Here is a 23011-nt window from a genome sequence, read left to right as displayed (position 1 = left end):
ATGGAAAATAATCGACTCAGTAGTTATGAAAATTTGGAAAATTGTCCAGAAGCCAGGCTTCAGGACAATGAAATTCGTGCGCAATTGGACAAGATCCTGGCGAGCACTGAATTCAACGTCCCTGATCGGGTGCGCCAGTTCTTGACCTATGTGATCAATCGAACTCTCGAGGGTCACTCAGACCGTATCAAAGCTTACTCCGTCGCGGTCGAAGTCTTCGGCCGCGACGCGAACTTCGACATGCAGAACGATCCGGTGGTTCGGATCGAAGCGGGGCGCCTCCGGCGCGCCCTGGAGCGCTACTATCTCCTGGATGGGAACTCGGACCCGATCCTGATCGAGATACCCAAGGGCGGCTACGTGCCGCGCTTCCAACGGCGACAGGCTCAGCCAAACCATAGTGGAGGTCCCGCGCACGCCGCTGCTCCGGAAGGGCAAGAGCTGGCGGGGACAGGCGACGCGCGGTGGGGAAACCGCTGGTTCGCCTGGGCTATCGCTATGGCGACACTGTGCCTTGCCGCCCCGCTCCTGTGGTTAGCCGTCCTGCCATCTCCACCGCCCCCTGCCAACGAGCCGCCAGGACCGCAAGGACCCTCGCTGATCGTCAGGCCATTCTCGAACCTGTCGGGGCAACCGGAGGTCAATTTCTATATTGCCGGTCTCGGCGAGGAACTGCTGACGCAGCTCTCGCGCTTCAAGGAATTGACCGTTTTCGGCCGGGAGACTTCTGCCGCCGTATCACCCAGCGCCTCGGCCTCGGAAATCACCAACCAATTCGGCAACCGCTATATTCTTGAGGGCGGCATCCGTCTTTCCGACGGCAAGCTGCGGGTGACAGCCCGCGTCCTGGATGGGGAAAGTTCCGCCATCGTCTGGTCGGGAACCTATGACGCCGATCCACGTGCCGCCAATATCGTCGGCGTTGAAGCGATGATCGCCTCGAGGGTCGCGACCGCGATCGCCCAGCCCTACGGAATCATCTTCAGCGCCCCACCACGGCCAACGCAATTGAGAGGTGTCCAAAATCTGGAAACCTATCAATGCACCTATCGCTTCTACCGTTACCGCACCGTACTCGATCAAACCGAGCATGCAGCGACGCGCACGTGCCTCGAGAATGTCACGGCACGCTATCCGGACTTTTCGACCGGCTGGGCGATGCTGTCCTACCTCTATCTCGACGAGGATCGCTTTGAGCTGAACAAGCGATTGGGCTCGCCGCCGCCATTGGAACGGGCGAGGACGGCAGCCGAGCGCGCGGTCCGCCTCGATCCGGAGAATATCCGCGCCCTTCAGGCACTGATGACCGTCCTGTATTTCAGCAAGGAGCCCGGCGAGGCGCTACGGGTCGGCTCTCAGGCGCTCACGCTCAACCCCAACGACACCGAACTGCTCGGCGAGTTCGGCAGCCGGGTAGCCCAGGCCGGAGACTGGCAGCGAGGAACCTCCTTGCTCGAAGAGGCGATGGCAAAAAACCCGGGCCACTCGGACTACTATGTCGGGCTCCTGGCTTTGGCCGCCTATATGCAAGGCGACAATGTGCGAGCCACCGACCTCATCCGCCGCGCAAACCTGCGTCGCTTTTCAATCTACCATTTCGTCGCCGCACTGATCTTCGCGCGGCAGGGATTGCAGACAGAAGCGGCACAATCCCGCGCCGAATTCCTGCGCCTGATGCCCGGATTCTTCAACGACTTCGACGACGAGCTGAACAGCCGCAACTTCAATGCAAGGGATCGCGTCATTCTAATCCGCGGCGCCATCGAGGCCGGTTTCCCCGTCCCTGTCCGTTTCGCCGCTGAAATCGAGCGGAGTTCGAGTGCTCCTTCGAATTCGGGAACACCGGAAACCGGCGCGGCACGTAACCAACCGTAACCTACTACCCCGGACTTGGTTCGCGGCTTTCACTTCTGACCGATGGGAAGCAAAGCGGCCGGTGGCGTAGCGGTGTTGTGCCGTCGCAGCTGTGAGCTAGCGGTATTCCCGCTTTGATCCCGAATGGAGGCCCCCCGGGGGCTGCTCTTCACGTCTCAGTCACACCGGTTGCCGATCGGAGGCGCGATAACTGCCATGGCTGCACGACCGTGTTTGTTCGTCATCGCCTTTGCGGCGCTCGCGACACAGGGCGCATGGGCACGGACGACGGCTTTCCAAGGAGCCTGGCTCGAAGAAGGGCAGATCTGCGCCAACGTCTTCGTCGCAGCGGGGAAGACACTCGGCTTCAAGCGGCCGGCCAACGCCTTTGCCGCGGCATTCGTCATCCGGGGCCAGCAGCTATCCACTCCGCTCGCAACCTGCCGGATCGGCCGCATCAACCCACAAGGCGAGCGGCAGATCATCCATCTCAGTTGTACGACGACGATCGCGACCGACACCGCACGGGCCGTGCTCTCCTTAAGTCAGGATGGCGGCCTCTATCGCTACAGCGCGCCCGAGGGGGGCACTGCAACCAGATATCGGCGCTGCACTCCGGAGGCGCTGAAGAGTCCTTAAACCCGGTGCCGCTCGGCGCTTGCCGGAAGGCGAGCTGCCTACGGTGAGATCGAGGGATTGGCCATGTCAGCTCTTGTGCACATCGTCGATGGTGACGCGGCATCTCAGGCCGGCATCGGGCGCATGCTTCGAGCTTGCGGGTATGAGACCAAGGCATATGTCAGCGCCGACGAAATCTTGAATCACAGGCCGGATATCGAAAGCGCAAGCTGCATCGTTATCGATACTCTATCGCCAGACAAATCCATCCCTGATTTCGTAAATTTGTTCAGCAAGGCTGGCTTGAATTTGCCCGTGATCTTCCTGACTGACCAAGGTGACGTCCGGGTTGGCGTCCGGGCGATCAAGGCCGGAGCTGAAGACTTCTTCACGAAGCCTGTCGAGCGCGACGAATTCCTCGACGCCATCGATCGCGCGATCTCGCGCCATCGCCTCGTCAATGAACACGAAAACTGGGTTCGCACCGGCTTGGCACGCCTCGGGCGGCTGACCAAACGCGAGCGGCAGGTCTTCGATCTGGTCGTCCGCGGCAAAATGAACAAGCAGGTAGCTTTCACGCTTGGGACGACCGAGCGGACCATCAAGGCCCATCGGCACAAGGTCATGGAAAAGATGCAGGTCCGCTCCGTCGTCGAGCTCGTGACCTGTGCCGAGCGGCTCGGCCTGCTCCGGCCTGAAAGTCCCTGAGAGGTGAGGTTGAGGCCGGCTGCCAACCAGGCTCTTTGGGTCGGAGATATCCGCACCGGCTCCTGAAACGAGGGTCGCAACGTGCCGCCTCCTCGCCATGCGCCGGATGGGCTCAAGACGCCGAAGGCAGCTGCCGTCGCCGGCATTCTGTTTTCGGTTCTGCTCCTGTTTGCGCTGGTGCTGGTGCTGCAGACCCTGCGGCTTCACCCACAGGATCCAGGCGACTGGGTGGGAGCCCAATCCTGGAAGGTCGCGCTGGCCCTGAACCTGATCCCCTTTGCGGGCATCGCTTTCCTTTGGTTCATGGGCGTGCTGCGTGACCGATTGGGTGCTCAAGAAAACAGGTTGTTCGCGACGGTATTTCTCGGCAGCGGGTTTCTTTTCATCGGTATGCTGTTCGTCGCGGCCTCGGCGATCGGCGCGATCCTCATCACGCATGCAGCTCGGCCGGGCGAGCTCGCGGGCTCGGTGACCTTCACCCTGGCACGATCCTTCGCTTACAACCTCGCCAGCATTTACGCGATGAAGGTATCGAGCGTTTTCCTGATTACCGCCTCGACCATCGTGCTCCGTACCGGCATCACCGCGCGCTGGACGGCGATCGCTGGCTATGCGGCTGCGACGGTTATCCTCTTCGGAAGCCACCTCGTCGACTGGACCTTCCTGGTCTTTCCGATGTGGGTGCTGATCGTCAGCTGCGACATCCTGGTTCGGGAATACCGGCCCGCCGAACGCTCCGGATAGAGCATTTTTCGATCCGTCTGGACCGTCATTGCGAGGAGCGTCAGCGACGAAGCAATCCAGGGGACTGGGTTGAACGTCTCACCCAGTCCCCCTGGATTGCTTCGCTGCGCTCGCAATGACGGCTTCTGCGATCCAGCCTGATCGGAAAACGGTCTCTTACCGTGACGATCTCTCCCCGAGAGTTCGAACCGCGTCCTCCAGATCCTCGAAAACCATCGTCGCGCTCGCCCCTTCGAAGAACCCGGCGCGTTCCAGAATCTCCCGCGGCTCCCTGTGCAGTTCCGCAATGGCGAATGTCAGCCCCATCGCCGCCAGGTCGGAGCGCCACTGCAGGAGCATGGCGGCTGCCGTCGTGTCGATCTGCGCGACGGCACCCGCATCCAGCACAAACCAGAACGTACCGGGTGGGGCCTCCTTCGTGACGCTTTCGAGCCGGGAGCGGATGTAGTCGGCGTTGAAGAACAGAATGCTGCCCTGGATCATGAAGAGCACCATCCCCGGCGGTGGCGCGGCGTTCTCCGTCCGGTGCATCTTGTAGAAGCCCGGTCGGCCCTCAACGCGCCCTAGCAAGGCATCGCGCGGCCGCATTTCCTTCAGCAGGACATAGAGCAGCGTGCCGGCAATGGCGATGACGACGCCGCTGAGCACGCCCAGGCTGATGGCGCCCCACATGCTGATCAGGGCGAAGACGAACTCCATGCGGCTGATCCGCCAGGTCTCCCGCAACCCCGAGATATCGATCAGGCTCAGCGCCGCGAAGGCGAGGATCGCGCCAAGCGCAGTGTTGGGCAGGACGCGCAGCACATCGTTCAGATAGAGCAGCAGGACCGTCAGCGTGGCGGCTGAGATCAGGCCGGACAGCTGGGAGCGGCCGCCGGCAGCCAAATTGGTCGCTGTCCGCGAATCCGTGATCGTGACGGGAAAGCCGCTGAACAGGCCGGAGCAGATATTGGCCACTCCCAGCCCGGTCAGCTCCCGGTCGGCATCGACCTTGAAACCGTCCTTCGCGCCGAAGCTGCGCGCCGCGACAAGCCCCGAGCTGACCCCGACAAGCCAGATGGCTGCCGCACCGAGCAGAAGCTCCCGGATCGGCAGATGCGCGATCTTCGGAAGGACCATGGTCGGAAGCGCTCCGGGCAGGCTTCCAATGACTTTCATGCCCCGGTCTTCGAAGTCGAAGACCGCCGATGCCAGAACCGCCACGACGACCACGACCAGAGGCCCGGGAATGGGAGAGCGGAGGCGCGCCAGCACGACGAGCAGCGCGAACATCGCAGCGCCGAACCACACGGTCAGCCAATGGATCTGGGAGGCTTTCCGAATGATCTCGAGCAGAGGCAGCACGAGGCCATCGGACTCGATGCGCACGCCGGTCAATCGCCCGATCTGCCCGACGAGAATGGATATCGAAATGCCGCTGATGAAGCCGATCAGGATCGGCCGCGACAGAAACGACGCGACCACCCCGAGATTGAGCATGCTCGCGAGGATGCAGAAGGCTCCGACGATCAGCGCCAACCCGGCGGCTGCGGCCACTCGGTCTGCCGGATTGTCCAGCGGCAGCGTCGCGAGCGTTGCAGCCAGAACGGTCATGGTCGCGGCGTCGGGCCCGACGATCAGCTTGCGCGATGGTCCGAACAGCGCATAGCCGACCAGAGGCAGGATGCTCGCATAGAACCCGACCTCGGCGGGAAGCCCGGCTATGGCGGGATAGGCAATCGCGCTTGGAATGGCGACGGCGGCGATCGCAAGCCCTGCGGTAATGTCGAAGCGCAGCCATTCCCACCTGTAGGGAAGCAGCCCGTCCGCGATCGGCAACCAGCGCTTCATCGACGCCACCACCCCGAGCTGTCGTCAGCGCAGCGGAGCCGCCCTTCGGCCTCGACCGCCAGCGCGGTGGGGCCTGCCACTCCACTATTGCGCTTTCTCCGGTGCGACTTTCTCCCAACCTTGATCGGGATTGAAGCTCTGCATGCGCGATGCGATCAGGCGTGTATTGGGCCCGAGATCCTTCTGGTAGACCGTGCCCGCGTGATTGACGAGGAAGCTCGTGATCCCGGATCTCGCATAGGTTGCGGGATAAGCAAGAACCGCGAAACCGCCGATCATGTTGCCGCCGGCGACGTAGTCGGTTGCCCCGCCAACGGCTGCAGGTCCCTGCTTTCTCAGGATTTTGAAGTAGTAGCCGTGATAAGGCTGCGGCGTCTCGCTTGCCTTGTAACCTTCAGCTGCAGCCTGGGCGGCGAATTCACCAAGCGGACTCGGCTCCTCGCCTGGCCCGGTCGGCCAGTAGAGACCGTCATGCTTGTCCGGCTGGCTGACGATTCGCTGGGCGTAGATCCCCGGATTTCGACCGTCATGGCCTTTTGCGGCGTACTCGAATTGCGCATCGAGGATCGCGAGGCTTGCCTGGATGGCATCCAGTTCGTTCTTGCCGATCCGGCGGGCGAGGAGTTCCCTGCGCCCGGCCTCCACCAGGAATTTCCAGCCGCCGCGTGAATGGACGATCGGGATCGGAAACGGGAATGCATCCTCGCCGACCAGCAGCGTGGCTGTCCGGCCGGTTTCGACGATCGAATGCCGGGCATCATAGGCCGCGATGAAGCGCTTGCGATTGTCGGCATCGCGAACCTCGTCACCCGAGAAGAGGATGTCCCGCCCGGACATCCCGAAAACCGAGTACAAACCCGTGGAGTTTCCGTCGCGCACCGCGGCGACAAGCGCCGCGGCAGCCTCTTCGGGAGACTGGAACAGCTCCTGTGCGCGAGCGGCCGTCGAGGCGACACAGAAGCCCGCGACCATCCCGCAAAGCAGGCGAACGAGCAGATGCGCCGCTGGCCATGTCATGATCATGGAACTGCATCCTCAGTTGCGAAACGCACCGGCAGACGACGACGCTGTTTCAGTTCCAGGGCTTCCCGGTGGGAATGTGCGAACCCGAAGCCTTCCAGTGTTCGAAGGTCTGAAAGGGAACCCCGATCTGGCGGTAGTCCACCCGCAGGTAGCCATCCGCGCCGCGATGCACCGCACCGGGCGCGACAGTCTGCACCTCCTGTGCGATCACACCGACATAGCTGGTTTGGGAGCCATTATAGGCGAAGCGATAAAAGCCGAGCCCGTTCTCCATCACCCCCAGCAGCATGACGTGGTTCTTGAGCTGGATGTCGGAACGGCGCCCGCCACCCCCGCGCCCACCGCCACCGCCGCCTACGCGTCCGCCCCCACCAAAGCCCCCGCCTCCCATACGCGCTCCGCCGCCATATCCTCCACCCCCCATCCGGGGACCGCCCGCGGGCATACGGGCCATGCTGGCATGTCCGCGCTGTGACTGAAGGCTCGCGGCCCGGCCCGGCTGCATGCTGCCGAAGGCGCTGTCGCGCGCCGGCCCCGGACGGCTTGCTCCGGATTGAGGACGACGCGGCTGCGTGCTTGCCCGCGGCGGCGCCGAGCCCCGACCCCGGTCGGCGGACGGGCGTCCACCGCTGGGGCGCGCCGCCCGGTCCCCGCCCGGCCGATTGCCGGCCGCAGCACGGTCGCCGCCCGGACGCTCGGGTCTGGCGCCGGCTCCGGGACGCTCTCCCGGCCGTTGCTCCGGTCGTGCACCGGCGACCGCTCCGGCCCCGCCGCGACCGCCCTCGGGGCGCAGAACCTGCTCGCCGCTGCGCCCGCGGAAATCCATCCGACCTTCGGCTCCGGCGCGGATGTTGTTGTCGGAGAATTTCTGCCTGACCGCGTCGTTGCGATACTGAACGCCGTGGCGATGCTGGGGATTATGCTCCCAATGGGTCACGCGATCGCGGTCGATATTGATGTTTCCGCCACCGACCCAGTTGACGTTTCCGCCCCAATATCCCCCCGTGGCCCAGCGTCCGAGCGCATAGGCGGTGCCGAAGGCGAGGCCCGTCGCGAGAACGCCGGTGGCGATATAGCCCGGCTCAGGGAAATAGTAGGGCGGATAGTCGGGATAGGGCCAGGAACCGTAGACCACAGCCGGGTCGTAATAGGGCACGTAAACCGTGTCCGAACTGGTCGGCTCGATCAGGATCGTCTGTTTGCTGCTGCCGGTGGCTGGCTGGACCGTGACCTTCTGCTGAGAGCCGGAAGACAGCTTCTTGGCATCGTAGGCCCGCGTCCGCATCCTCTGGATGCCGTCCATGAGATCAGGCTGCTGGGCAAGGACCGCGTCGCCGAGCTTTTGTGTCCAGTCAAGATTCTTGCTCATCATCTCCAGCACGGAGGGCGTCGCGACCAGCGATTTCACGCTCGGATCCCACGGCTGCTTGTCGACCGCCGCCTTGAGCTGGTCGCCCTTGAGCTTCTTGTTGGCCGCAACCCATCGATCCGCCTGCACCACCTCGAGCGGATAGGTCGAGGCCATCAGAACTTGCGCCAGCAAGGTGTCGGGATAGAGCGCGATCGGCGCGACCAGCGCATCGAGCTGGGCGCTGGAGAGAGCCTGCTCGCCCTGCCCTGCCTGAATTCCCGCTGGCGCCGGCGATTGAGAGGGCGCGGCAGTCGTCTGCGCAAGCGCCTGAGAGGCGAGCCCACTGACGATGAGGCTGGCGAGCACAATTCGCATATGCATGGCATGACCTCGCACCAGGCCCGAAACACTATCCAAGATCTCGCGCCAAAGTCTTCTTGGGCCATGCGCATCTATGCAGCCACGCACCCGTCCTGCATCATGTCGCGGCCTTCGAGGCCATGACACCTGTCCCTAGGGACAATACGCCGCTCCCCGGCAGGTCAATGCGCCTGCCTTCAAGATCCGTAATGAAAGCATCGGCCATCTCTCGCCTTTTTGCCCAGTCACCCCGGATCACGGATGGGCCGCGCTCCTTGAGAGAACAGGCCGCGCACGAAGCCTCGGGAAACCGCCCGATCGGCATCGGCCAGGACCGCTTTCAAGATTTGGTACGTCGCGCGCAGGGCGGCCCGTTCGGTCCCATACTCGTCGACGAGCTCGACGATTTCCCAGTCGAATTCGTCGGCTTCCGGCGGCTCGTCCAGCGGCTCGGCTGTCATTGTTCTCGCCCTCAAGAATGAGAACATTAGAAGAACAAATCGAGCGACAGAGTCAATCGACCGGGAGTTGCACATGTCCGCCGCGCCGGCGATTTGGGAAGGGTCCCGGCTGACGGCCGGTCTCGGCATTCTCGCCGACGGCGGCAACCATCGGATCCACGCCTATCAAATTCCTATTTCCGGATGCGTTCTCTCGCATGGAACGCCTATGCCCTCCGTCATAAATCTGAGGGCGTCGGGTCGCTGATGGCCGTCAGCGGCAGCTGGGCAATCGAGGAAGGCTTGTCATGGCGAACTCGGAAAGCACCCACGACCGAGATAATCTTCCTGCCGGTCCAATCGCCGGCGCCGCGTATCGGGATCGCCCCGATCTTCCGGTGGTGGCCGGATATCTCGCCGCTCTCGTTTTGACGGCATTTGCGACGGTGATTGCGTCCGCCCTGGAAAGCGTGGCGGCAGTTCCAAACCTTTCGCTCATCTACGTGCTGCCAGTCATCATAGCAGCCATCATATTCGGGTTCGGCCCCTCGATGCTCGCCGCTGTGGCGGGCGCGTCGGCATATAATTTCTTCTTCACGGCACCGCGCTTCTCGTTTCAGGTCGAGGATCCGGCGAACGTCTGGGCGATTGGATTGCTTCTCGTCGTGGGCGGGTTAGCGAGTAGCCTGGCATCGTTGGCGGCCCGACGGCAAGCGGCCATCAAATTGCGGCTCCGCCAGGAACAAGCTTTGCAGTCCTTCAGCTCAGCCGTCTCCGAAGCGAGGCAACCTCGTGACATGGCGAACAGGGCAGCTGCGGCGCTCGAAGAGATGTTCCATGTCTCGGTCGCTGTGATGACGCCCGCTGATGGATTGCTTGAAATCATCTCGTCGCTTGGACCGATAACCGCCAGCGCAAGCGAACTGGCTGCGGCGCAATCATCGCTCGACCAAGGCCATCTTGTGCGAGCGGGGGTATACCCTTTCGATACCTCGCGCTTCGACTTCTGGCCGATCAAAGCTCCCAATCAGCAGCCTGTGGTGTTGGGCGTAGCCTTCGACCTGCAGGAATATCCTGAACGCCCCGACCTGTTCATTGTCGTCGTGGGTCGGCTTCTGGCCGCAGCCTTGAGTTCGCCAAGCACCGTCCAGCCGGCGATGGCGGAATGAGAGATGCGATCCCGTCAAGCTGGACAGCCAACCCCAGGGACAAACAAGTCGACCTCTTCCGATATGCGCAGAATGCGCAACGGGTCATGAGCGGACCTACGGAGCACAGAACCAACCGCCCTGTGCAAAAGATCGCGCCGCGCTACACGGGCCGCAAAGGGCAGAAGAACCGTTTTGAAATCAGTGCTTTACGAGAGAATGGCTGGGGCGCCAGGATTCGAACCTGGGAATGGCGGTACCAAAAACCGCTGCCTTACCACTTGGCGACGCCCCAATGCGTCGCGCCTTCTAGAACGCGTCGCCGTCATGCGCAACCGCCTCGCGACGCGCATCCGGGGCCTTCGCAAGAAATCATCCCGAACCTGCAAACGAGCTGTTGCACCGCGGCCGCGTGCTGGCTATAAGCCGGCCACCAGTTGATCGGAGTGTGGCTCAGCCTGGTAGAGCACCTCGTTCGGGACGAGGGGGTCGCAGGTTCAAATCCTGCCACTCCGACCAAAATTCCCGAGAAATATCAAGTAGTTGAGAACAGGGCCGAAAGGCCTTTTTTCTTTTCCTGACAGATATCCGGACAGTTTCGGGCCGCAGGACACATCTCTACCTGCGCCCGCTCCGAGTTGATGGCGGCAGCATCGACGCAACGACTACCTCTCACCCCCGCGTCGCCGCCTCCAGGACCGGCATGAGATCCCAGATTCGCCGGTTGAGCGCGTGAAGCTCGCGGATCGTGCGGGAAATCTCCTCCAGCCTGGCGTCATCGACGGCCCGGCGGACGCCGAAGCGCAGACTGCCCCGGCTTTCCTCGACCTTCATGTGCTGGGTATGGGTGATCTCGCCTTGCGAATCGAGGACGAAGGTTGCGTGGCTGAGATCGTTGCGCAGCCGCGTCGCCGCCGAAAAGCGCTCCACGATCTCGTTGAGCTCGCTACGCACGGCCTTGTCGGCCAATGCGATCTTGGCCAGACGCTGCACGAGATCCAGCCGCGCGCGCGTGGTGTTCAGCGTGGCGAAGACGATCGCCGCCGCTTTCTCGTCACTGCCGAGCAGCCACATCAGCACATAGATGAACAGGCTTTCGTTGTTCGACCAGGCGAGATTCAGATCGCCTACGAGGTTCATGAAGGCTACTCTGCGGCTGGAGGACGGGCGCGCGGCAGCCGCTTCCAGCACATCGAAATCCGGCCGGGGCGGCAAGGCTGCTTGTCCTCGAGAGAGCATGCGCATCGGAGGTTCCCTCGGGTTAGGCTTCGCGCAGAGCGGAGGCGCGATGTTCGAATTGCTCAAGATTCGCAAGGCGCGCCGCATGGCCCATGCCGCGATCGACCCCTTCCTGCGTCGCGACCCTGCTGGAACGGCAATATTGCAAGCCGGCGACTGGCTTCATCCGCAGATCATCGGCTTCCTCGCCACGCTCGTTACATTGATCGCCCAGCGCCATTGCGGCCCGATGCGCACGCATGCGCTGGCTGCTGTTCAAGCCCATGTCCTGAACGCCGTCACAGGAATGGGTCCGGAGCTGATCGGAGAGGAAATCTGCCTGCTCACCAGCCACGAGGATCCGGCCTTCGCAGCCGGCGCCCGTGGCGCCGTCGCCTTTCTCGAGATACTGCGCCCTGCGACCGAGCTTGACGAGCTCGACGCTCTCGTCATGCCGCTCGACCCGGCCTTGCAGCGACTCTGGGAGGAACATGTCGATCAGTGCCTCCGCCGCAGCCCCCGGCCGCAATAACCGATAGCGCCAAGACGATGCCGGCTTCTCCGGGGACACCGGTCAACGCAGCCCCTCATCGTCCGCGCCGCCCCCTCGACCAGAGGGTTCATCGAACAGACTCAGTTCGAGCTGCTGTTCCAACACGTCGTCCCCGGGATCGGAGCCCGTGCCGGAGCTTCGCAGCAGCTTGTGCAAAGCCGCAACGAAAACAGCGTCGTCGAGATGATGCGCTACGCCCGCGGTCGCCGCCAGAAAGCGTTCGTAGCGTGCCTTGCAGACGGCCTGCCCGGGCTGGAGCGGCGCGGGGCTGTCGGGAAACGGCTCCCGCAGAACGCGATTGACCGCGCTTTCGCCGTGCCACGGACCCTGCGGATCCTTCGCGGCTTCCACACTGGCGGCGATTTTCGTTTTGAGATGCCAGGCGGTCCGGACAGACACGCCGAGAATCTGTCCCAGCCTCTGTGAGCTGATGCGCTCACCAGTCGCCGTCAGCAGATAGAGCGCCTGCAGCCAAACATGCATGGGCACGTGGCTGTTCTGGAAGATCGTGCCATGCCTGACGGTGAACGGCTTGCGACAAGCATAGCATTTCCACATGCCGATCGGCGTGCTGAGCCCACTCAGCCGGCCGAGCCGGCTGCTTTCCCCGCAATGCGGGCAGACCGGCCCGTCCCGCCAGACCAATGCCTCGAGCGAGAGGAAAGCAGCCTGTTCGTCGTGCATGCGGACGGCGTTCGGCATAGCCAATCTCCGGCACACAAGGCACCAAGCTTCACGAGGCCACCTCCTGGGTCACGAAAATTCAATGACCCCGATAACGCAGGGTAACGATTCAGCACATTGACCCTTCAGCCCCTTCATGGCTGTTTATATACATCAAATTTGAACTATGAAAGAAAAAATACCGACCGCGCGCCAGAATGGCTCGCAATATAAGCGGTATTACACATATCTACTAGCTCGATATTTAAAGAAATGATACAAAAATTACTTTTTACAACTAAATAATACAAAAATCTATGCGCACTCACAGATCGTTACAGCCAATAGACAACCTCAATATGGCCTTCCGGATAACCTTCTCGAAGAATTGATTCTCCACTGCCTCTAACTCGGGAAAGGAGAATAAATGGAATAACGGAAGCGTAATCCACGAATAAAACCAAGAGCGAGCACATCTTCCATGTAAAGCGTAAGATTTGCAGTGCTCAACCATCTCCAACCGACATCGTCCGAATCCGTGCCGCGCACCGCAGAAGAGAGGCGCTGCCGGACCCTATCGATGTCTCCCGAATGCGTAGGAGTATGTCATGGGTCAGTCCAACAAGCATCACAAAGACGATCCGACGCAGGGCCAATTGCAGGGCCAATTGCAGGGTCAGGCTGAACTGCAGGCTCAGCTGCAGGGGCAGGGGCAGGGTCAAGGTCAAGGTCAAGGTCAAGGACAGGGCCAGGGTCAAGGACAGGGCCAGGCGCAGGGGCAGGCTCAGTATGCGGCTCAGGCCGTCGACACCGACGTCTGGAACTCCGCCAGTAATTCGAGCGAAAACGGCAATCTCAACCTGAACGGAAACGGCAACCTCAATGCCAACGGCAACCTGAACTTCAACGAGAACGTCAATCACATCGACAACCAGGTCGACAATCACGTGAACAACAGCGTGAACGTCGATGTGACCGTCGATCTCGACCTGTCAGGGGCGCTCCTGCCGCCAGCGGACAATGATGTCATCGATATCGACACGATCCACGATATCAGTGAATCGATCATCATGCCGGACGTGGTCACCCAGACCCTCGAAAGCGGCAACAACTTCAATCTCGATCAGGTCAACAACCTGGCCGACTACGATACGCTCAGCAGCCCGTCCGTGAGCTACAGCGCAGGCGGCCTGACGGGTGGCCTGGCCGACACGTCCGGCTGCCATGCCTCGAGCGATACGGGCGGTGTCGGCGACTTCACGATGATCGCACGGGCCGTCGGTGGCGCGGCAGAATCCCATGTCGGCGCCATCACCGGCGACGATGGCAGCTTCAACGGCATCGGCGCGGCCTCCGCGGCCGCCAGCCTCACCCAGGAGGCTTTCACCCAGTCGATCGTCATGGGTGCCAACATCCAGTTCAACTCGGTCGACCTGACGATGGTCGGAGGGGACGCGAACGACGCGTTCTGAAAACCGGCGCAACCAGCGACCGCGTGGGGACTGATACGCCCCGCGCGGTTTCCGCTCCGGGCCCGACATGTCCCTTCGCGACATGCGGCTGAAATCTTCCCGCCCGGCGCAAGCCGAACGCGATGGAGGAGATCGTGCCATGCAAGCCGGCGGCTTCACCGAGACGATCTGGCAGTTCATCGGTTATCTGCGCCTGTCCGACTCCGTCGCGCGGACATCAGGCTTCTATGACGGCGAGACGCCGCCGCCGCTCCCTCCGGCCGTTGACGACCTTCTTCGCGAGCCCCGCCACGGCCTCGATTTCGACGAGCTCGTTTCGGTTCCCACCACGATCAGGGAACCGCCGACCGCGGATTCGCATGTGAGCTTCGCGCCGGTATCCATGCCGGATCCCCATGGCCTTCCGAACAAGGAACTGCCGGCGCTTCGACTGCCGCCGTCGAAGCCGCAGCCTCCCGATCCCTACGACATGAGCCTTGCGCACCACTCGGGCCCGCGGGTGATCACCGTCGAGTACCAAGCGGGCGGGGACGAGGCCCTGCTGCAGCTCAGGCAGATCAATGTCGCGGATGACCGCGATCTCGTGACGTCGAATGCCGTGACCCATGCCGACGGCAGCCCGGTGATCCCGCCGGAACTCCATCTTGAGAAGCAGTTCGAGGCCCTCGTCGATCAGGCCAACGACATCGCGCCGGACGGCATTCCGACGATGAACGAGGCGCTTCGGGCGGGGCCGAGCGAGATCATCGCGATGGTTTCGACTCGCGATGCCTTGTGGACACAAACCGGGAGTCCGTATCCGGAGGGCAGCACCGTTCCTGCGGCGCCGGAAGGGCGCATCGTCGACGGCGTCGTCGGCGCCCCCGATCCCCACGTGCCGACCGTCCTCGACAGCGCCCCCTGGCGGCCGGAGGATCCTCCCGTTCAGACCGTCACGGAGGCGAAGCTGGACGTGGCGGCCCCGACGGGCGGCGTCGCGACGCTGGCCGAAACCGGTCTGAACAAGCAGATCAACGCCGCCGCCATCGTCGACACCAATGAAGCCGTCGGATCGATGATGGTCGGCGGCGACTATTTCTACAGCCGCGGGATCGTTCAGCTGAACATCCTGGTCGACAACGACCACGTCGATGTCGCCGTCGCCGGCGCGCTCACCCCCGCCATCGAAACCCACGGCAACGACGCCCACAACATCGCGGAATTCGTGACCCATCACGCGACCATCGACGTCAAGGGCGCGGCGGCGACACCCCATTGGAGCGTCGATGTCATCTCCGGCGAGTTCTACGACATCAAGTCGATCGTTCAGTTCAACAGCCTGGATGACAACGACCGAACCGTCCAGGCAGAAGCCGGCACCTACTTCAACCTCCATACCGGCGAGAACGAACAGCTCAACCTGGCCAAGATCCGCGGCATCGCCGACTATGACGTCATCGTCATCGACGGAAATTACCATCGCGCCGACTGGATCTATCAATACAACATCCTGCTCGATCCGGACTATGCCAAGCTTTACAGCACCGGCAACGCGGACGACGACACCACCGTCACCAGCGGCTTCAACAGCCTCACCAACAAGGCCTCGATCGAGACCTACGACGCGGCCTTCAAGCCGATGCTCGATGCCCATCACGAACTGGTGGACCAGTTCGCCGCCGGAGCAACGATTCTCACGCCGAATGCCGATTGGCACCTCTACGGCGATGCCTCCGGGACGCTGAAGATCCTCTACGTGGCCGGCGACTACTACGATGCGAATGTCATCACCCAGGTCAATTTCATGGTGGATGGCGACCAGAGCATTCAGGCCAGCGCCAAGGAAGGCACGGAGCAAGGTGTCGCCGCGGGCGGCAACAGCGCCCTCAACGAGGCCTTCATCGTCGATCCCGGGCTGATGTCGACCTCGAACTACCTCAGCGGCCAAGCCTATGAGGAGTCCGTGCTGATCCAGGTCAACATCGTTACCGACAGCGACACGGTGAAGGTCCACGACACCAGCACGCTCGTTCCGGAGCTCGTCGCCTTCGCCGAGCACGCCGCGCCGGAGCCTGAGCCGCATTGCCGACATGCGCCGCCACCGGACCCGGCCCAGCACGATCACGTGACGTCGAACATCATGGTCTGAAAGCGAGAAGAACGAGACGGGGAAGGGGCATGACCGAGAAGAGCGAAGCAACGTCCGTAGCGCTGCCTTCGGCCGCCGCCAAACCGATGCGAGTGGTCGGCCTGCCGCCGACGATCGGGCTGGCGGCAATCATGGTCAACGGCACGGCCAACACCAACAGCCCGACCGCTTCTCCCACGATCGAGGCGCCGCTGCCGCGCAAGGAAGAGGATGTCCGTGCGGATGCGCGCGGTGATGGCCAGCCGGCACCCGAGCCGGTCACGCTGCGCTCCAGGACCGACTCGGAGGCTCCGAAGAAGGCCCCTGACGGCGGCAAGGGCCGGGGCGGCGGCGGCGGCGGCGGAGGTGGCGGAGGTCCGGGTGGCGGCACGCCGATCGAGCAGCGCCTCGGCGATCGTGACTTCAAGCAGGTTCTCGGCGCGGGCCTCGCCGGCGCGCGGCACAACCTGATGATCGTGGCGCTGTTCTCGATCGTGGTGAACACGCTCGTCCTCGCCGTGCCGATCTATCTTTTCCAGATGTCGGACCGCGTGCTGACGAGTCGCAGCATCGACACGCTGATGATGCTCTCGATCATCGTCATGCTGGCGATCGGAGCGCATGTGCTGCTCGACATGGTGCGCCGCTTCATGCTGATGCGCGTGGCCGTCGATGTCGAAAGTCGGCTCGGCGGTCCGGTGCTCGCCGCGGCCGCCAAGGCAGCCCAGACAGGCTCCAACCGCGAGTTTCAGACGCTCGCCGATCTCCAGCAGATCCGCAGCTTCCTGACCGGCCCGGTCATCCTGACCATGCTCGATGCGCCGACTGCGCCGATCTATCTGCTGGCGGTCTATCTGATCCATCCGCATCTCGGCTACATCGTCACCGTCGCGGCGATCGTCCTGCTCGTGATCGCCTATCTCAACCAGCAGTTCACGGCCGCCCCCTTCGCGCGATCGAGCGCCTTCTCGACCAGGGCGAACCTGCAGTCGGAAGCGATGTCCCGCAACGCGCAGGTCATCAACGCCATGGGCATGATCCCCGAGGGCGTCGTGATGTGGGGCCGTGAGACGGCGGAATCCCTGAAGGCTCAGGTCAGCGCCCAGGACCGCAACATCGTGATGACCGGCGCCTCCAAGTTCTTCCGCCTCGGGACGCAGGTGGCGATGCTGGGTTGGGGAGCGATGCTCTCGCTCGAAGGCCAGCTGACGGGCGGCATGGTGGTCGCCTCCTCCGTGGTCGCCGGCCGTGCGCTGGCGCCGCTCGAAGGCACGATCGAGGGCTGGCGCAACTTCATCCATGCGCGCGCAGCTTTCCAGCGCGTCAAGGCGCTGCTGCAGGCCTCCCCGCTCAATCTCGACCGCCTGAAGCTGCCGAACCCCAAGGGGCGCCTCGATGTCGAGCGCATCCTCTACGTGCCGCCGCCGACCAAGAAGGTCATCCTCAACGGCATCAGCTTCAGCCTGGAGCCCGGGGATTCACTGGCCATCGTCGGGGCCTCCGGCTGCGGCAAGTCCACCCTGGCGCGCATGCTCGTCGGCTCGATCACGCCGACCGCCGGCACGGTCCGGCTCGACAGGATGGAGCAGCGCAACTGGGACCCGCGGCAGTTCGGCGAGAATGTCGGCTACCTGCCGCAGGACGTGCAGCTCTTCCCGGCTTCCATCAAGGCCAACATCGCCCGTATGCGCGAGGACGCTTCCGACACCGATGTCTTCGAGGCTGCCGAAATCGCCGATATCCACGAGATGGTCGCGCAATTCGCCCATGGCTACGAGACGCAGATCGGCATCGACGGCGCGCCGCTCTCGGGCGGGCAGAAGCAGCGGCTCGGTCTGGCGCGTGCCTTCTTTGGCAATCCGCGCCTCGTCGTGCTCGACGAGCCGAATTCCAATCTCGACGTGCTGGGCGAAATGGCGCTCGCGCGCGCCTTCGAACGAGCAAAGGCGCGCGGCATGACGGTGGTGGCAATCACGCAGCGCCCTGCCCTGCTCCGCAGCGTCGACAAGATCATGATGATCAAGGACGGCGCCGTGCAGGCGATCGGAGCACGCGACGACATCCTGCCGATGATCGTCGGCCGGCGCAGCATCGACGGCGGCACGCCGAAGCCACACTGACGAGACCGGGGCGATCTAGGGAGACGGGAGTGGGCATATGGCCAGGCAATTGATCTCGCAGCCTTGGTATGCGGACGTGCCGCGCAGCACGCGCATGGCCACGTTGAGCGGCGTCGTCATCGTCGCCGCGACGGTCATGGGCTTCGGTGTCTGGGGCAACACCGCGCCGATCGCAGGCGCCGTCATCGCGACCGGCGTGTTCGTCACCACCGGCCAGAACAAGACGATCCAGCATCTTGAAGGCGGGGTGATCCGGGAAATCCTCGTCCGCGAGGGCGATGTGGTCGCAAGCGGCCAGCCCCTGGTCAAGCTCGACGACACCTCTTCGCGCGCCGAGTTGCGCCGCCATGAGCTCAAGCTCTTTCGCCTGGAGGCGATCGAGGCACGGCTCAGGGCGGAAGTCGCCGGCCGCAGCGACTTCTCCTTTCCTCAGCATCTGACCGAAAGGCGCGATGACCCCGACATCGCCACGTTGATGGCAGCGCAGCGCATCGCATTCCGGGCCCGGCAGAACAACATCGCAAGCGAGATCGCCGCTCACCAGAAGAGCATCGACGCGCTGGAGGAGAAGATCACCGGCAGCAGGGTGCAGCTGGCCGGCGTCCAACAGCAGTCGCGATTGCTGAAGGAGGAGCTCGAAGGCAAGCAGGCGCTGCTGCAACGCGGCTACATCCGCAAGCCGGAGGTGCTCTCGCTCCAGCGCCAGGCCGCCAACCTGGTCGGTGAAGCCGGGCGCATCACCGGCGATATCGGTGATTCCCGCGAGCGGATCGCCCGCTCCCTCGAACAGATCGACGGCGTGCGCAAGAACGCCCAGAAGGTCGCCTCCGACCAGTTGCAGGATATCAGCGCCGACCTCAACGACGTGCGCGAGCGCATCCATACGGTGAAGGGAATCCTCGATCGCTCGACGATCGCCGCTCCCGTCAGAGGTACCGTCGTCAAGCTGCGCTATCATACGCCTGGCGGCGTCATCGAAGCCGGCAAGAACATCATGGAGATCGTCTCGCTGCAGGACGAACTCATCATCGAGGCGCGTGTCCGGCCCCAGGACATCGACAAGATCAAGCACAGCCAGCTCGCCACCGTGCGGTTGACCGCCCTGAACCAGCGCACCACACCGATGGTCAGTGGCCGCGTCATCTACATTTCCGCCGATGCGCTGCCGGACGAGAAGCAGCGCGCCTATCCCGGCGTGCCCGATCTCTACGTGGTGCGCGCTCGCCTCGACGCCAGGAGTCTCGCCAGCGTTCCCGGCTTCCAGCCGACGGCGGGCATGCCGGCCGATGTCTACATTCAAACGGCCGAACGGACCTTCTTCGAGTACTTGCTGCAGCCGCTCAAGGACAGCATGGCGCGGGCTTTCCGCGAAACCTGAATTCGGAACGTCGACCGGCGAGATCGCCCTGGCCGGTCGAGACGGCGGTTTCCCCGGGGTTCCCAGGCACCGGGGAAACCGTCACCCCCCTGTTAAATGGCATGACTATTGCGACGGCTCCCGCAACGGAGTCGAAGCATGCTGCGCCATTGGCCGAACGACGCGAAAGCCACGATCGCCCTGATCGCCGTTTCGGCGATCTGCATCCTGGGCTGGCTCGTGGACGTCAGCCTCTGAGCGCCGTCTTCACCCCTGTCGCGCGTCGCCGACCCGTTCTATCTCCTTGTTTTGTCGCATTTTCTTCACGCGAACCGGTATCCACTTCGCTCGAAAATGCTCTAGATTGCAGCCCGGATCGAATCGAACGGTTGGGGCCATGAAGCGCATCATCCTCCTCGCCGGCCTGCTCGGGCTGGCTCTCTCGCTCTCGGGCTGCGACAAATGCGGAAATTTCGGCCCGCTCTTCGGCCCCTATGACGGCAAGAGCTGCGGCGGCGGTCAGTCGACAAGCTAGCGCCCTTTCGATCAGGCTGGATCGCGGGAGCCGTCATTGCGAGGAGCGAAGCGACGAAGCAATCCAGGGGGACTGGGTTGAACGTCTCACCCAGCCCCCTGGATTGCTTCGCTTCGCTCGCAATGACGGTTCATTCTGATCGAAAACGGCTCTACCGCGAGCGCACAAGAAACGAGAAAGGCCGGGGCGCGAAACCCCGGCCTTTCTTCTTGAAGATGCTATTCTCGCGAAAAGCAGGCCTGCTCAGCCGCGCCGGCCGATCAGCGACCAGCCCGCCCCGGCGACGCAAGCCGTGAGCGCGACCTTCAGCGCTTCGCCGAGAAGGAAGGGCTGCACGCCAAAGGCAAAAGCCTTGGCGAGACCGACGCCCGTCGCGCCGCCCGCCATCTGGGCACCGAAGGCGAGCCACAGGCAGCCGATGGCCAGGAGCGCGACATCGGCCAGGATGAGCCCGCCGACGAGCCGCAGCAACGAGCCGCCGCGCTCGGCCGCCCAGCCGGCGATCGCCGCCGCGACGATGAAGCCGATCAGGAAGCCGCCCGTCGGTCCGACGAGATAGAGCGGGCCTGCCGCAACCGGCGGCGTATTGGTGAACACAGGCAACCCGGCCAGCCCATAAGCGATGTACAGGGCCATGGTCGCGGCGCCGAGGCGCGCGCCATAGGCGGCGCCGAGCCCGAGCACGGCCAGCGTCTGCAGCGTCATCGGCACCGGCCAGAACGGCACCTTGATCTTGGCGGCCGCGACGAGGAGCAGGCTGCCAGCGAAGGCGAGCGCAACATTGCGCAGCATGGCGGCGCGTGTGCCCGCCGCGGGAAGGAGCGTGCCGGCGAGCGTCGGAGCTTGCATGGGGATCATGTCGGCCATGGGCTTGTCGTCCTTTCCCGAAAAGACCGCGCGACGCGGCCGCTATTGCGTCTATAGAAAATGCGACGGAGCCTCACAAGCGAGCAGGCTTTGCAGGAATGGGCAACCGGCCTTGAGCATCGGACCGAAAAGTGGAATCCACTTTTCGGGCAAATCCGATGCTCAAACAAGGAGCTAGATCGCCACCTTGCGTCCGAAAGGACGCACGGCGATCTAGCGAAATCGGCTCAGGCCCGGACGAGGCACGGCGAGATGGCGGACGAGATCGAATTCGACAGGAGCGCGACGACGCCGGCCGGCGAGGTCGCGACGCTGTCGCCGCTGGTGCGCCGCATCATTGCCGGCAACAGCGGGCCGATGACCTTCACCGGCACCTGCACCTACATCGTCGGCCATGGCACGGTAGCGGTTATCGATCCCGGTCCCGATGATCCCGCCCATGTCGAGAGCGTGCTGACCGCGCTCCGCGGCGAGACGGTGAGCCATATCGTGGTGACGCACACCCATCGCGATCACTCCCCCGCCGTGCCGGCGCTCAAGGCTGCCACCGGCGCGCGCGTGGTCGGCTGCGGGCCGCATCGCCCCTCCCGCGAGCTCGGCCCCGGCGAAGGCCGCGTCCTCGATGCCGCGGCCGATACGGTCTACCAGCCGGAATGGCTGATGCACGACGGCGACACGGTTACGGGGCCGGGCTGGAGCCTTGCCGCGGTCGAGACGCCCGGCCACACCGCCAATCATCTGGCCTTCACGCTGGCTGAAGAAGCGACGCTGTTCTCGGGCGACCACGTCATGGCCTGGTCGACCTCGATCGTCGCCCCGCCGGACGGCTCGATGGCCGCCTACATGGCCTCGATCGAAAAGCTGCGCGGCCTCGATCATGCGCGCTACTGGCCGGGCCATGGCGGCCCCGTCACCGAGCCGCAGCGTTTCCTACGCGGGCTCGTCCATCATCGCCGACAGCGCGAGGCGGCGGTTCTCAACCGCCTGGGCCAAGGCGACGAGACGATCGCCGCCATGGTTCCGGTGATCTATCAGGGGCTGGCTCCGGCCCTGCACGGCGCCGCTGCGCTCTCGGTGCTGGCGCAGCTTGAGGATCTGGTGCAGCGTGGCGCGGTTGAGGTCAGCGACGCCGTGCCGGCCCTGACGAGCCGCTACCGTCTCGCTTGATCTAGCGATTGTCCATCAGCAGCTCGACCTCGTCGACGAAGGCGGCGATGCGCGCGGCATTGGCGCCGAGATCATGATTGCCCAGCCGCGAGGCTGAGCGGATGTCGATGCGGCTGCCGTCGACGCGCGGCCTGACCCGGATGGTGATGTCCTCCGAGAAATGCAGGATGCGCCCTCGCGCCACCGCCTCGATCCGCCCTGCCCCGCTGCGCCCGCCCGGCCGCGCGGTTTCCAGCACCTGCCAGCCCAGCCCGGTCGCCGCACGGCGCGCGACGTCGAAGGCGCTCTCGGCGGGAATCTCCAGCAGAATCGGCACGACCTTCGGATAGGCTTGACGCTGCACGCGCCGGCGCACGGACGGCACGTCGGGCGGCACGCGCCCCCCGCGTGCCGTCAATGCGGCCTGCGAGCGGCTGAAGGCAGGCGGATCATCGATATCGGTCGAGACGTCGGCCAGAGCAGGCTTGGTCACGAGCTTCACTGCGACATAGCCGAGCGGAACGAGCAGGATCAGCGACAGCAGCATCGCCCAGGCGGCCATGCCGATGCCGCGGTGGCCGGACTGCCAGATGCGGATGAAGGCCAGGATCGCCAGGCCGAGCGCAGCAAAGACGAAGATATAGGCCCCGGCGACAGGCGCGAGCCCTTCGATGCTAGGCTCCCGCAGCCGGACGAGCAAAAGCGACAGGAGCAGCACCGCGAGCGAAAACCACGCCAGCCGCCGGCTCCAGATGGCGGCGCGCGAAACCGGTTCCTCGAAGACGAGACGGCGATGCATCGCCTTTAGGTGACGCCGGACGAAGAGGAAGGCAAGCGGCGCGCTAAGCGCAATCTTAATCAAATTGGCGGTAACTGGGCGCGAAGAGGCGCCGGCCC

The 23011-nt window shown here is 63.8% G+C and carries 20 protein-coding genes and 2 tRNA genes; 13 read left to right on the top strand and 9 right to left on the bottom strand.

Annotation, left to right across the window (positions count from 1 at the left end; translation table 11 throughout):
• From FQV39_RS26380 to FQV39_RS26365, 4 genes are all read left to right on the top strand, one after another.
• A complete protein-coding gene (locus FQV39_RS26380) occupies positions 1–1875 on the top strand; it encodes an adenylate cyclase (RefSeq protein ID WP_187640069.1) in 1875 nt (624 codons plus the stop codon).
• Between the two features lie 195 nt (positions 1876–2070).
• Positions 2071–2493, top strand: a complete 423-nt coding sequence (locus FQV39_RS26375; RefSeq protein ID WP_149132992.1) for a hypothetical protein — start codon at positions 2071–2073, stop codon at positions 2491–2493.
• Positions 2494–2556: 63 nt separating this feature from the next.
• Complete coding sequence (locus FQV39_RS26370) at positions 2557–3180, top strand: response regulator transcription factor (protein ID WP_149132991.1); 624 nt, start codon at positions 2557–2559, stop codon at positions 3178–3180.
• 81 nt (positions 3181–3261) lie between these two features.
• On the top strand, positions 3262–3924 hold the full coding sequence (locus tag FQV39_RS26365; RefSeq protein WP_149132990.1) for a hypothetical protein: 663 nt from the start codon (positions 3262–3264) through the stop codon (positions 3922–3924).
• A gap of 156 nt (positions 3925–4080) precedes the next feature.
• Here FQV39_RS26365 and FQV39_RS26360 read toward each other — a convergent pair whose 3' ends face one another.
• From FQV39_RS26360 to FQV39_RS26345, 4 genes are all read right to left on the bottom strand, one after another.
• Entirely contained in the window at positions 4081–5754 is a 1674-nt protein-coding gene (locus tag FQV39_RS26360; protein ID WP_149132989.1) for a SulP family inorganic anion transporter, read from the bottom strand.
• A gap of 84 nt (positions 5755–5838) precedes the next feature.
• The gene (locus FQV39_RS26355) at positions 5839–6726 is read right to left on the bottom strand and encodes a DUF2950 domain-containing protein (RefSeq protein ID WP_349238596.1); all 888 of its coding nucleotides are present in this window, start codon (positions 6724–6726) and stop codon (positions 5839–5841) included.
• Positions 6727–6826: 100 nt separating this feature from the next.
• Complete coding sequence (locus tag FQV39_RS26350) at positions 6827–8509, bottom strand: DUF3300 domain-containing protein (protein WP_149132988.1); 1683 nt, start codon at positions 8507–8509, stop codon at positions 6827–6829.
• A gap of 224 nt (positions 8510–8733) precedes the next feature.
• Positions 8734–8949: a hypothetical protein gene (locus FQV39_RS26345; RefSeq protein ID WP_149132987.1), complete on the bottom strand. Its 216-nt coding sequence runs from the start codon at positions 8947–8949 to the stop codon at positions 8734–8736.
• A gap of 287 nt (positions 8950–9236) precedes the next feature.
• On the opposite strand from FQV39_RS26345, the gene FQV39_RS26340 reads away from it, so the two are divergent.
• The gene (locus FQV39_RS26340; RefSeq protein ID WP_149132986.1) at positions 9237–10097 is read left to right on the top strand and encodes a DUF4118 domain-containing protein; all 861 of its coding nucleotides are present in this window, start codon (positions 9237–9239) and stop codon (positions 10095–10097) included.
• A gap of 199 nt (positions 10098–10296) precedes the next feature.
• Here the strand turns inward: FQV39_RS26340 and FQV39_RS26335 are convergent.
• Positions 10297–10371: transfer RNA gene (locus tag FQV39_RS26335), tRNA-Gln, on the bottom strand.
• Between the two features lie 147 nt (positions 10372–10518).
• Between FQV39_RS26335 and FQV39_RS26330 the strand changes: the two genes are divergently transcribed.
• Positions 10519–10595: transfer RNA gene (locus tag FQV39_RS26330), tRNA-Pro, on the top strand.
• Between the two features lie 153 nt (positions 10596–10748).
• Here FQV39_RS26330 and FQV39_RS26325 read toward each other — a convergent pair.
• A complete protein-coding gene (locus FQV39_RS26325) occupies positions 10749–11321 on the bottom strand; it encodes a hypothetical protein (RefSeq protein ID WP_248313148.1) in 573 nt (190 codons plus the stop codon).
• 43 nt (positions 11322–11364) lie between these two features.
• On the opposite strand from FQV39_RS26325, the gene FQV39_RS26320 reads away from it, so the two are divergent.
• Positions 11365–11826 (top strand): hypothetical protein, encoded by a 462-nt coding sequence (locus FQV39_RS26320; protein ID WP_149132985.1) that lies wholly within the window; start codon positions 11365–11367, stop codon positions 11824–11826.
• A 42-nt stretch (positions 11827–11868) separates the two neighbouring features.
• Here FQV39_RS26320 and FQV39_RS26315 read toward each other — a convergent pair whose 3' ends face one another.
• Complete coding sequence (locus tag FQV39_RS26315; protein WP_149132984.1) at positions 11869–12549, bottom strand: transposase; 681 nt, start codon at positions 12547–12549, stop codon at positions 11869–11871.
• A gap of 569 nt (positions 12550–13118) precedes the next feature.
• Here FQV39_RS26315 and FQV39_RS26310 point away from each other — a divergent pair.
• The 5 genes from FQV39_RS26310 to FQV39_RS33330 all read left to right on the top strand — a co-directional run bounded on the left by FQV39_RS26310 (position 13119) and on the right by FQV39_RS33330 (position 20101).
• Positions 13119–13982, top strand: coding sequence for a hypothetical protein (locus tag FQV39_RS26310; protein ID WP_149132983.1), 864 nt, complete (start codon positions 13119–13121; stop codon positions 13980–13982).
• A 139-nt stretch (positions 13983–14121) separates the two neighbouring features.
• A complete protein-coding gene (locus FQV39_RS26305; RefSeq protein ID WP_149132982.1) occupies positions 14122–16110 on the top strand; it encodes a hypothetical protein in 1989 nt (662 codons plus the stop codon).
• A 29-nt stretch (positions 16111–16139) separates the two neighbouring features.
• A complete protein-coding gene (locus FQV39_RS26300) occupies positions 16140–18209 on the top strand; it encodes a type I secretion system permease/ATPase (RefSeq protein WP_149132981.1) in 2070 nt (689 codons plus the stop codon).
• A 37-nt stretch (positions 18210–18246) separates the two neighbouring features.
• The gene (locus tag FQV39_RS26295; RefSeq protein ID WP_149132980.1) at positions 18247–19587 is read left to right on the top strand and encodes an HlyD family type I secretion periplasmic adaptor subunit; all 1341 of its coding nucleotides are present in this window, start codon (positions 18247–18249) and stop codon (positions 19585–19587) included.
• 376 nt (positions 19588–19963) lie between these two features.
• A complete protein-coding gene (locus FQV39_RS33330) occupies positions 19964–20101 on the top strand; it encodes a hypothetical protein (RefSeq protein ID WP_187640068.1) in 138 nt (45 codons plus the stop codon).
• Between the two features lie 243 nt (positions 20102–20344).
• Here the strand turns inward: FQV39_RS33330 and FQV39_RS26285 are convergent, their stop codons facing one another.
• A complete protein-coding gene (locus FQV39_RS26285) occupies positions 20345–20968 on the bottom strand; it encodes a biotin transporter BioY (protein ID WP_248313147.1) in 624 nt (207 codons plus the stop codon).
• Positions 20969–21220: 252 nt separating this feature from the next.
• Here FQV39_RS26285 and FQV39_RS26280 point away from each other — a divergent pair, with 252 nt between their 5' ends.
• A complete protein-coding gene (locus tag FQV39_RS26280) occupies positions 21221–22135 on the top strand; it encodes an MBL fold metallo-hydrolase (RefSeq protein ID WP_149132978.1) in 915 nt (304 codons plus the stop codon).
• Position 22136: 1 nt separating this feature from the next.
• Here the strand turns inward: FQV39_RS26280 and FQV39_RS26275 are convergent, their stop codons facing one another.
• Positions 22137–22913, bottom strand: a complete 777-nt coding sequence (locus FQV39_RS26275) for a DUF1499 domain-containing protein (protein WP_149132977.1) — start codon at positions 22911–22913, stop codon at positions 22137–22139.
• Positions 22914–23011: the final 98 nt, after the last annotated feature.

This window comes from Bosea sp. F3-2 (genome assembly GCF_008253865.1).
Lineage (GTDB): Bacteria > Pseudomonadota > Alphaproteobacteria > Rhizobiales > Beijerinckiaceae > Allobosea.
Note: the sequence above shows the minus strand (reverse complement) of the source record. Positions and strands in the feature narration are given on the sequence as shown.

What these genes read in the sequence shown, in the direction of transcription:
- FQV39_RS26350 (WP_149132988.1), bottom strand. Translation starts at nt 8,509, where the DNA reads ATGCATATGCGAATTGTGCTCGCCAGCCTCATCGTCAGTGGGCTCGCC.
- FQV39_RS26295 (WP_149132980.1), top strand. Translation starts at nt 18,247, where the DNA reads ATGGCCAGGCAATTGATCTCGCAGCCTTGGTATGCGGACGTGCCGCGC.
- FQV39_RS26280 (WP_149132978.1), top strand. Translation starts at nt 21,221, where the DNA reads ATGGCGGACGAGATCGAATTCGACAGGAGCGCGACGACGCCGGCCGGC.
- FQV39_RS26320 (WP_149132985.1), top strand. Translation starts at nt 11,365, where the DNA reads ATGTTCGAATTGCTCAAGATTCGCAAGGCGCGCCGCATGGCCCATGCC.
- FQV39_RS26345 (WP_149132987.1), bottom strand. Translation starts at nt 8,949, where the DNA reads ATGACAGCCGAGCCGCTGGACGAGCCGCCGGAAGCCGACGAATTCGAC.
- FQV39_RS26360 (WP_149132989.1), bottom strand. Translation starts at nt 5,754, where the DNA reads ATGAAGCGCTGGTTGCCGATCGCGGACGGGCTGCTTCCCTACAGGTGG.
- FQV39_RS26305 (WP_149132982.1), top strand. Translation starts at nt 14,122, where the DNA reads ATGCAAGCCGGCGGCTTCACCGAGACGATCTGGCAGTTCATCGGTTAT.
- FQV39_RS26370 (WP_149132991.1), top strand. Translation starts at nt 2,557, where the DNA reads ATGTCAGCTCTTGTGCACATCGTCGATGGTGACGCGGCATCTCAGGCC.
- FQV39_RS26310 (WP_149132983.1), top strand. Translation starts at nt 13,119, where the DNA reads ATGGGTCAGTCCAACAAGCATCACAAAGACGATCCGACGCAGGGCCAA.
- FQV39_RS33330 (WP_187640068.1), top strand. Translation starts at nt 19,964, where the DNA reads ATGAAGCGCATCATCCTCCTCGCCGGCCTGCTCGGGCTGGCTCTCTCG.
- FQV39_RS26340 (WP_149132986.1), top strand. Translation starts at nt 9,237, where the DNA reads ATGGCGAACTCGGAAAGCACCCACGACCGAGATAATCTTCCTGCCGGT.
- FQV39_RS26300 (WP_149132981.1), top strand. Translation starts at nt 16,140, where the DNA reads ATGACCGAGAAGAGCGAAGCAACGTCCGTAGCGCTGCCTTCGGCCGCC.
- FQV39_RS26325 (WP_248313148.1), bottom strand. Translation starts at nt 11,321, where the DNA reads ATGCGCATGCTCTCTCGAGGACAAGCAGCCTTGCCGCCCCGGCCGGAT.
- FQV39_RS26315 (WP_149132984.1), bottom strand. Translation starts at nt 12,549, where the DNA reads ATGCCGAACGCCGTCCGCATGCACGACGAACAGGCTGCTTTCCTCTCG.
- FQV39_RS26355 (WP_349238596.1), bottom strand. Translation starts at nt 6,726, where the DNA reads ATGGTCGCGGGCTTCTGTGTCGCCTCGACGGCCGCTCGCGCACAGGAG.
- FQV39_RS26285 (WP_248313147.1), bottom strand. Translation starts at nt 20,968, where the DNA reads ATGGCCGACATGATCCCCATGCAAGCTCCGACGCTCGCCGGCACGCTC.
- FQV39_RS26375 (WP_149132992.1), top strand. Translation starts at nt 2,071, where the DNA reads ATGGCTGCACGACCGTGTTTGTTCGTCATCGCCTTTGCGGCGCTCGCG.
- FQV39_RS26275 (WP_149132977.1), bottom strand. Translation starts at nt 22,913, where the DNA reads ATGCATCGCCGTCTCGTCTTCGAGGAACCGGTTTCGCGCGCCGCCATC.
- FQV39_RS26380 (WP_187640069.1), top strand. Translation starts at nt 1, where the DNA reads ATGGAAAATAATCGACTCAGTAGTTATGAAAATTTGGAAAATTGTCCA.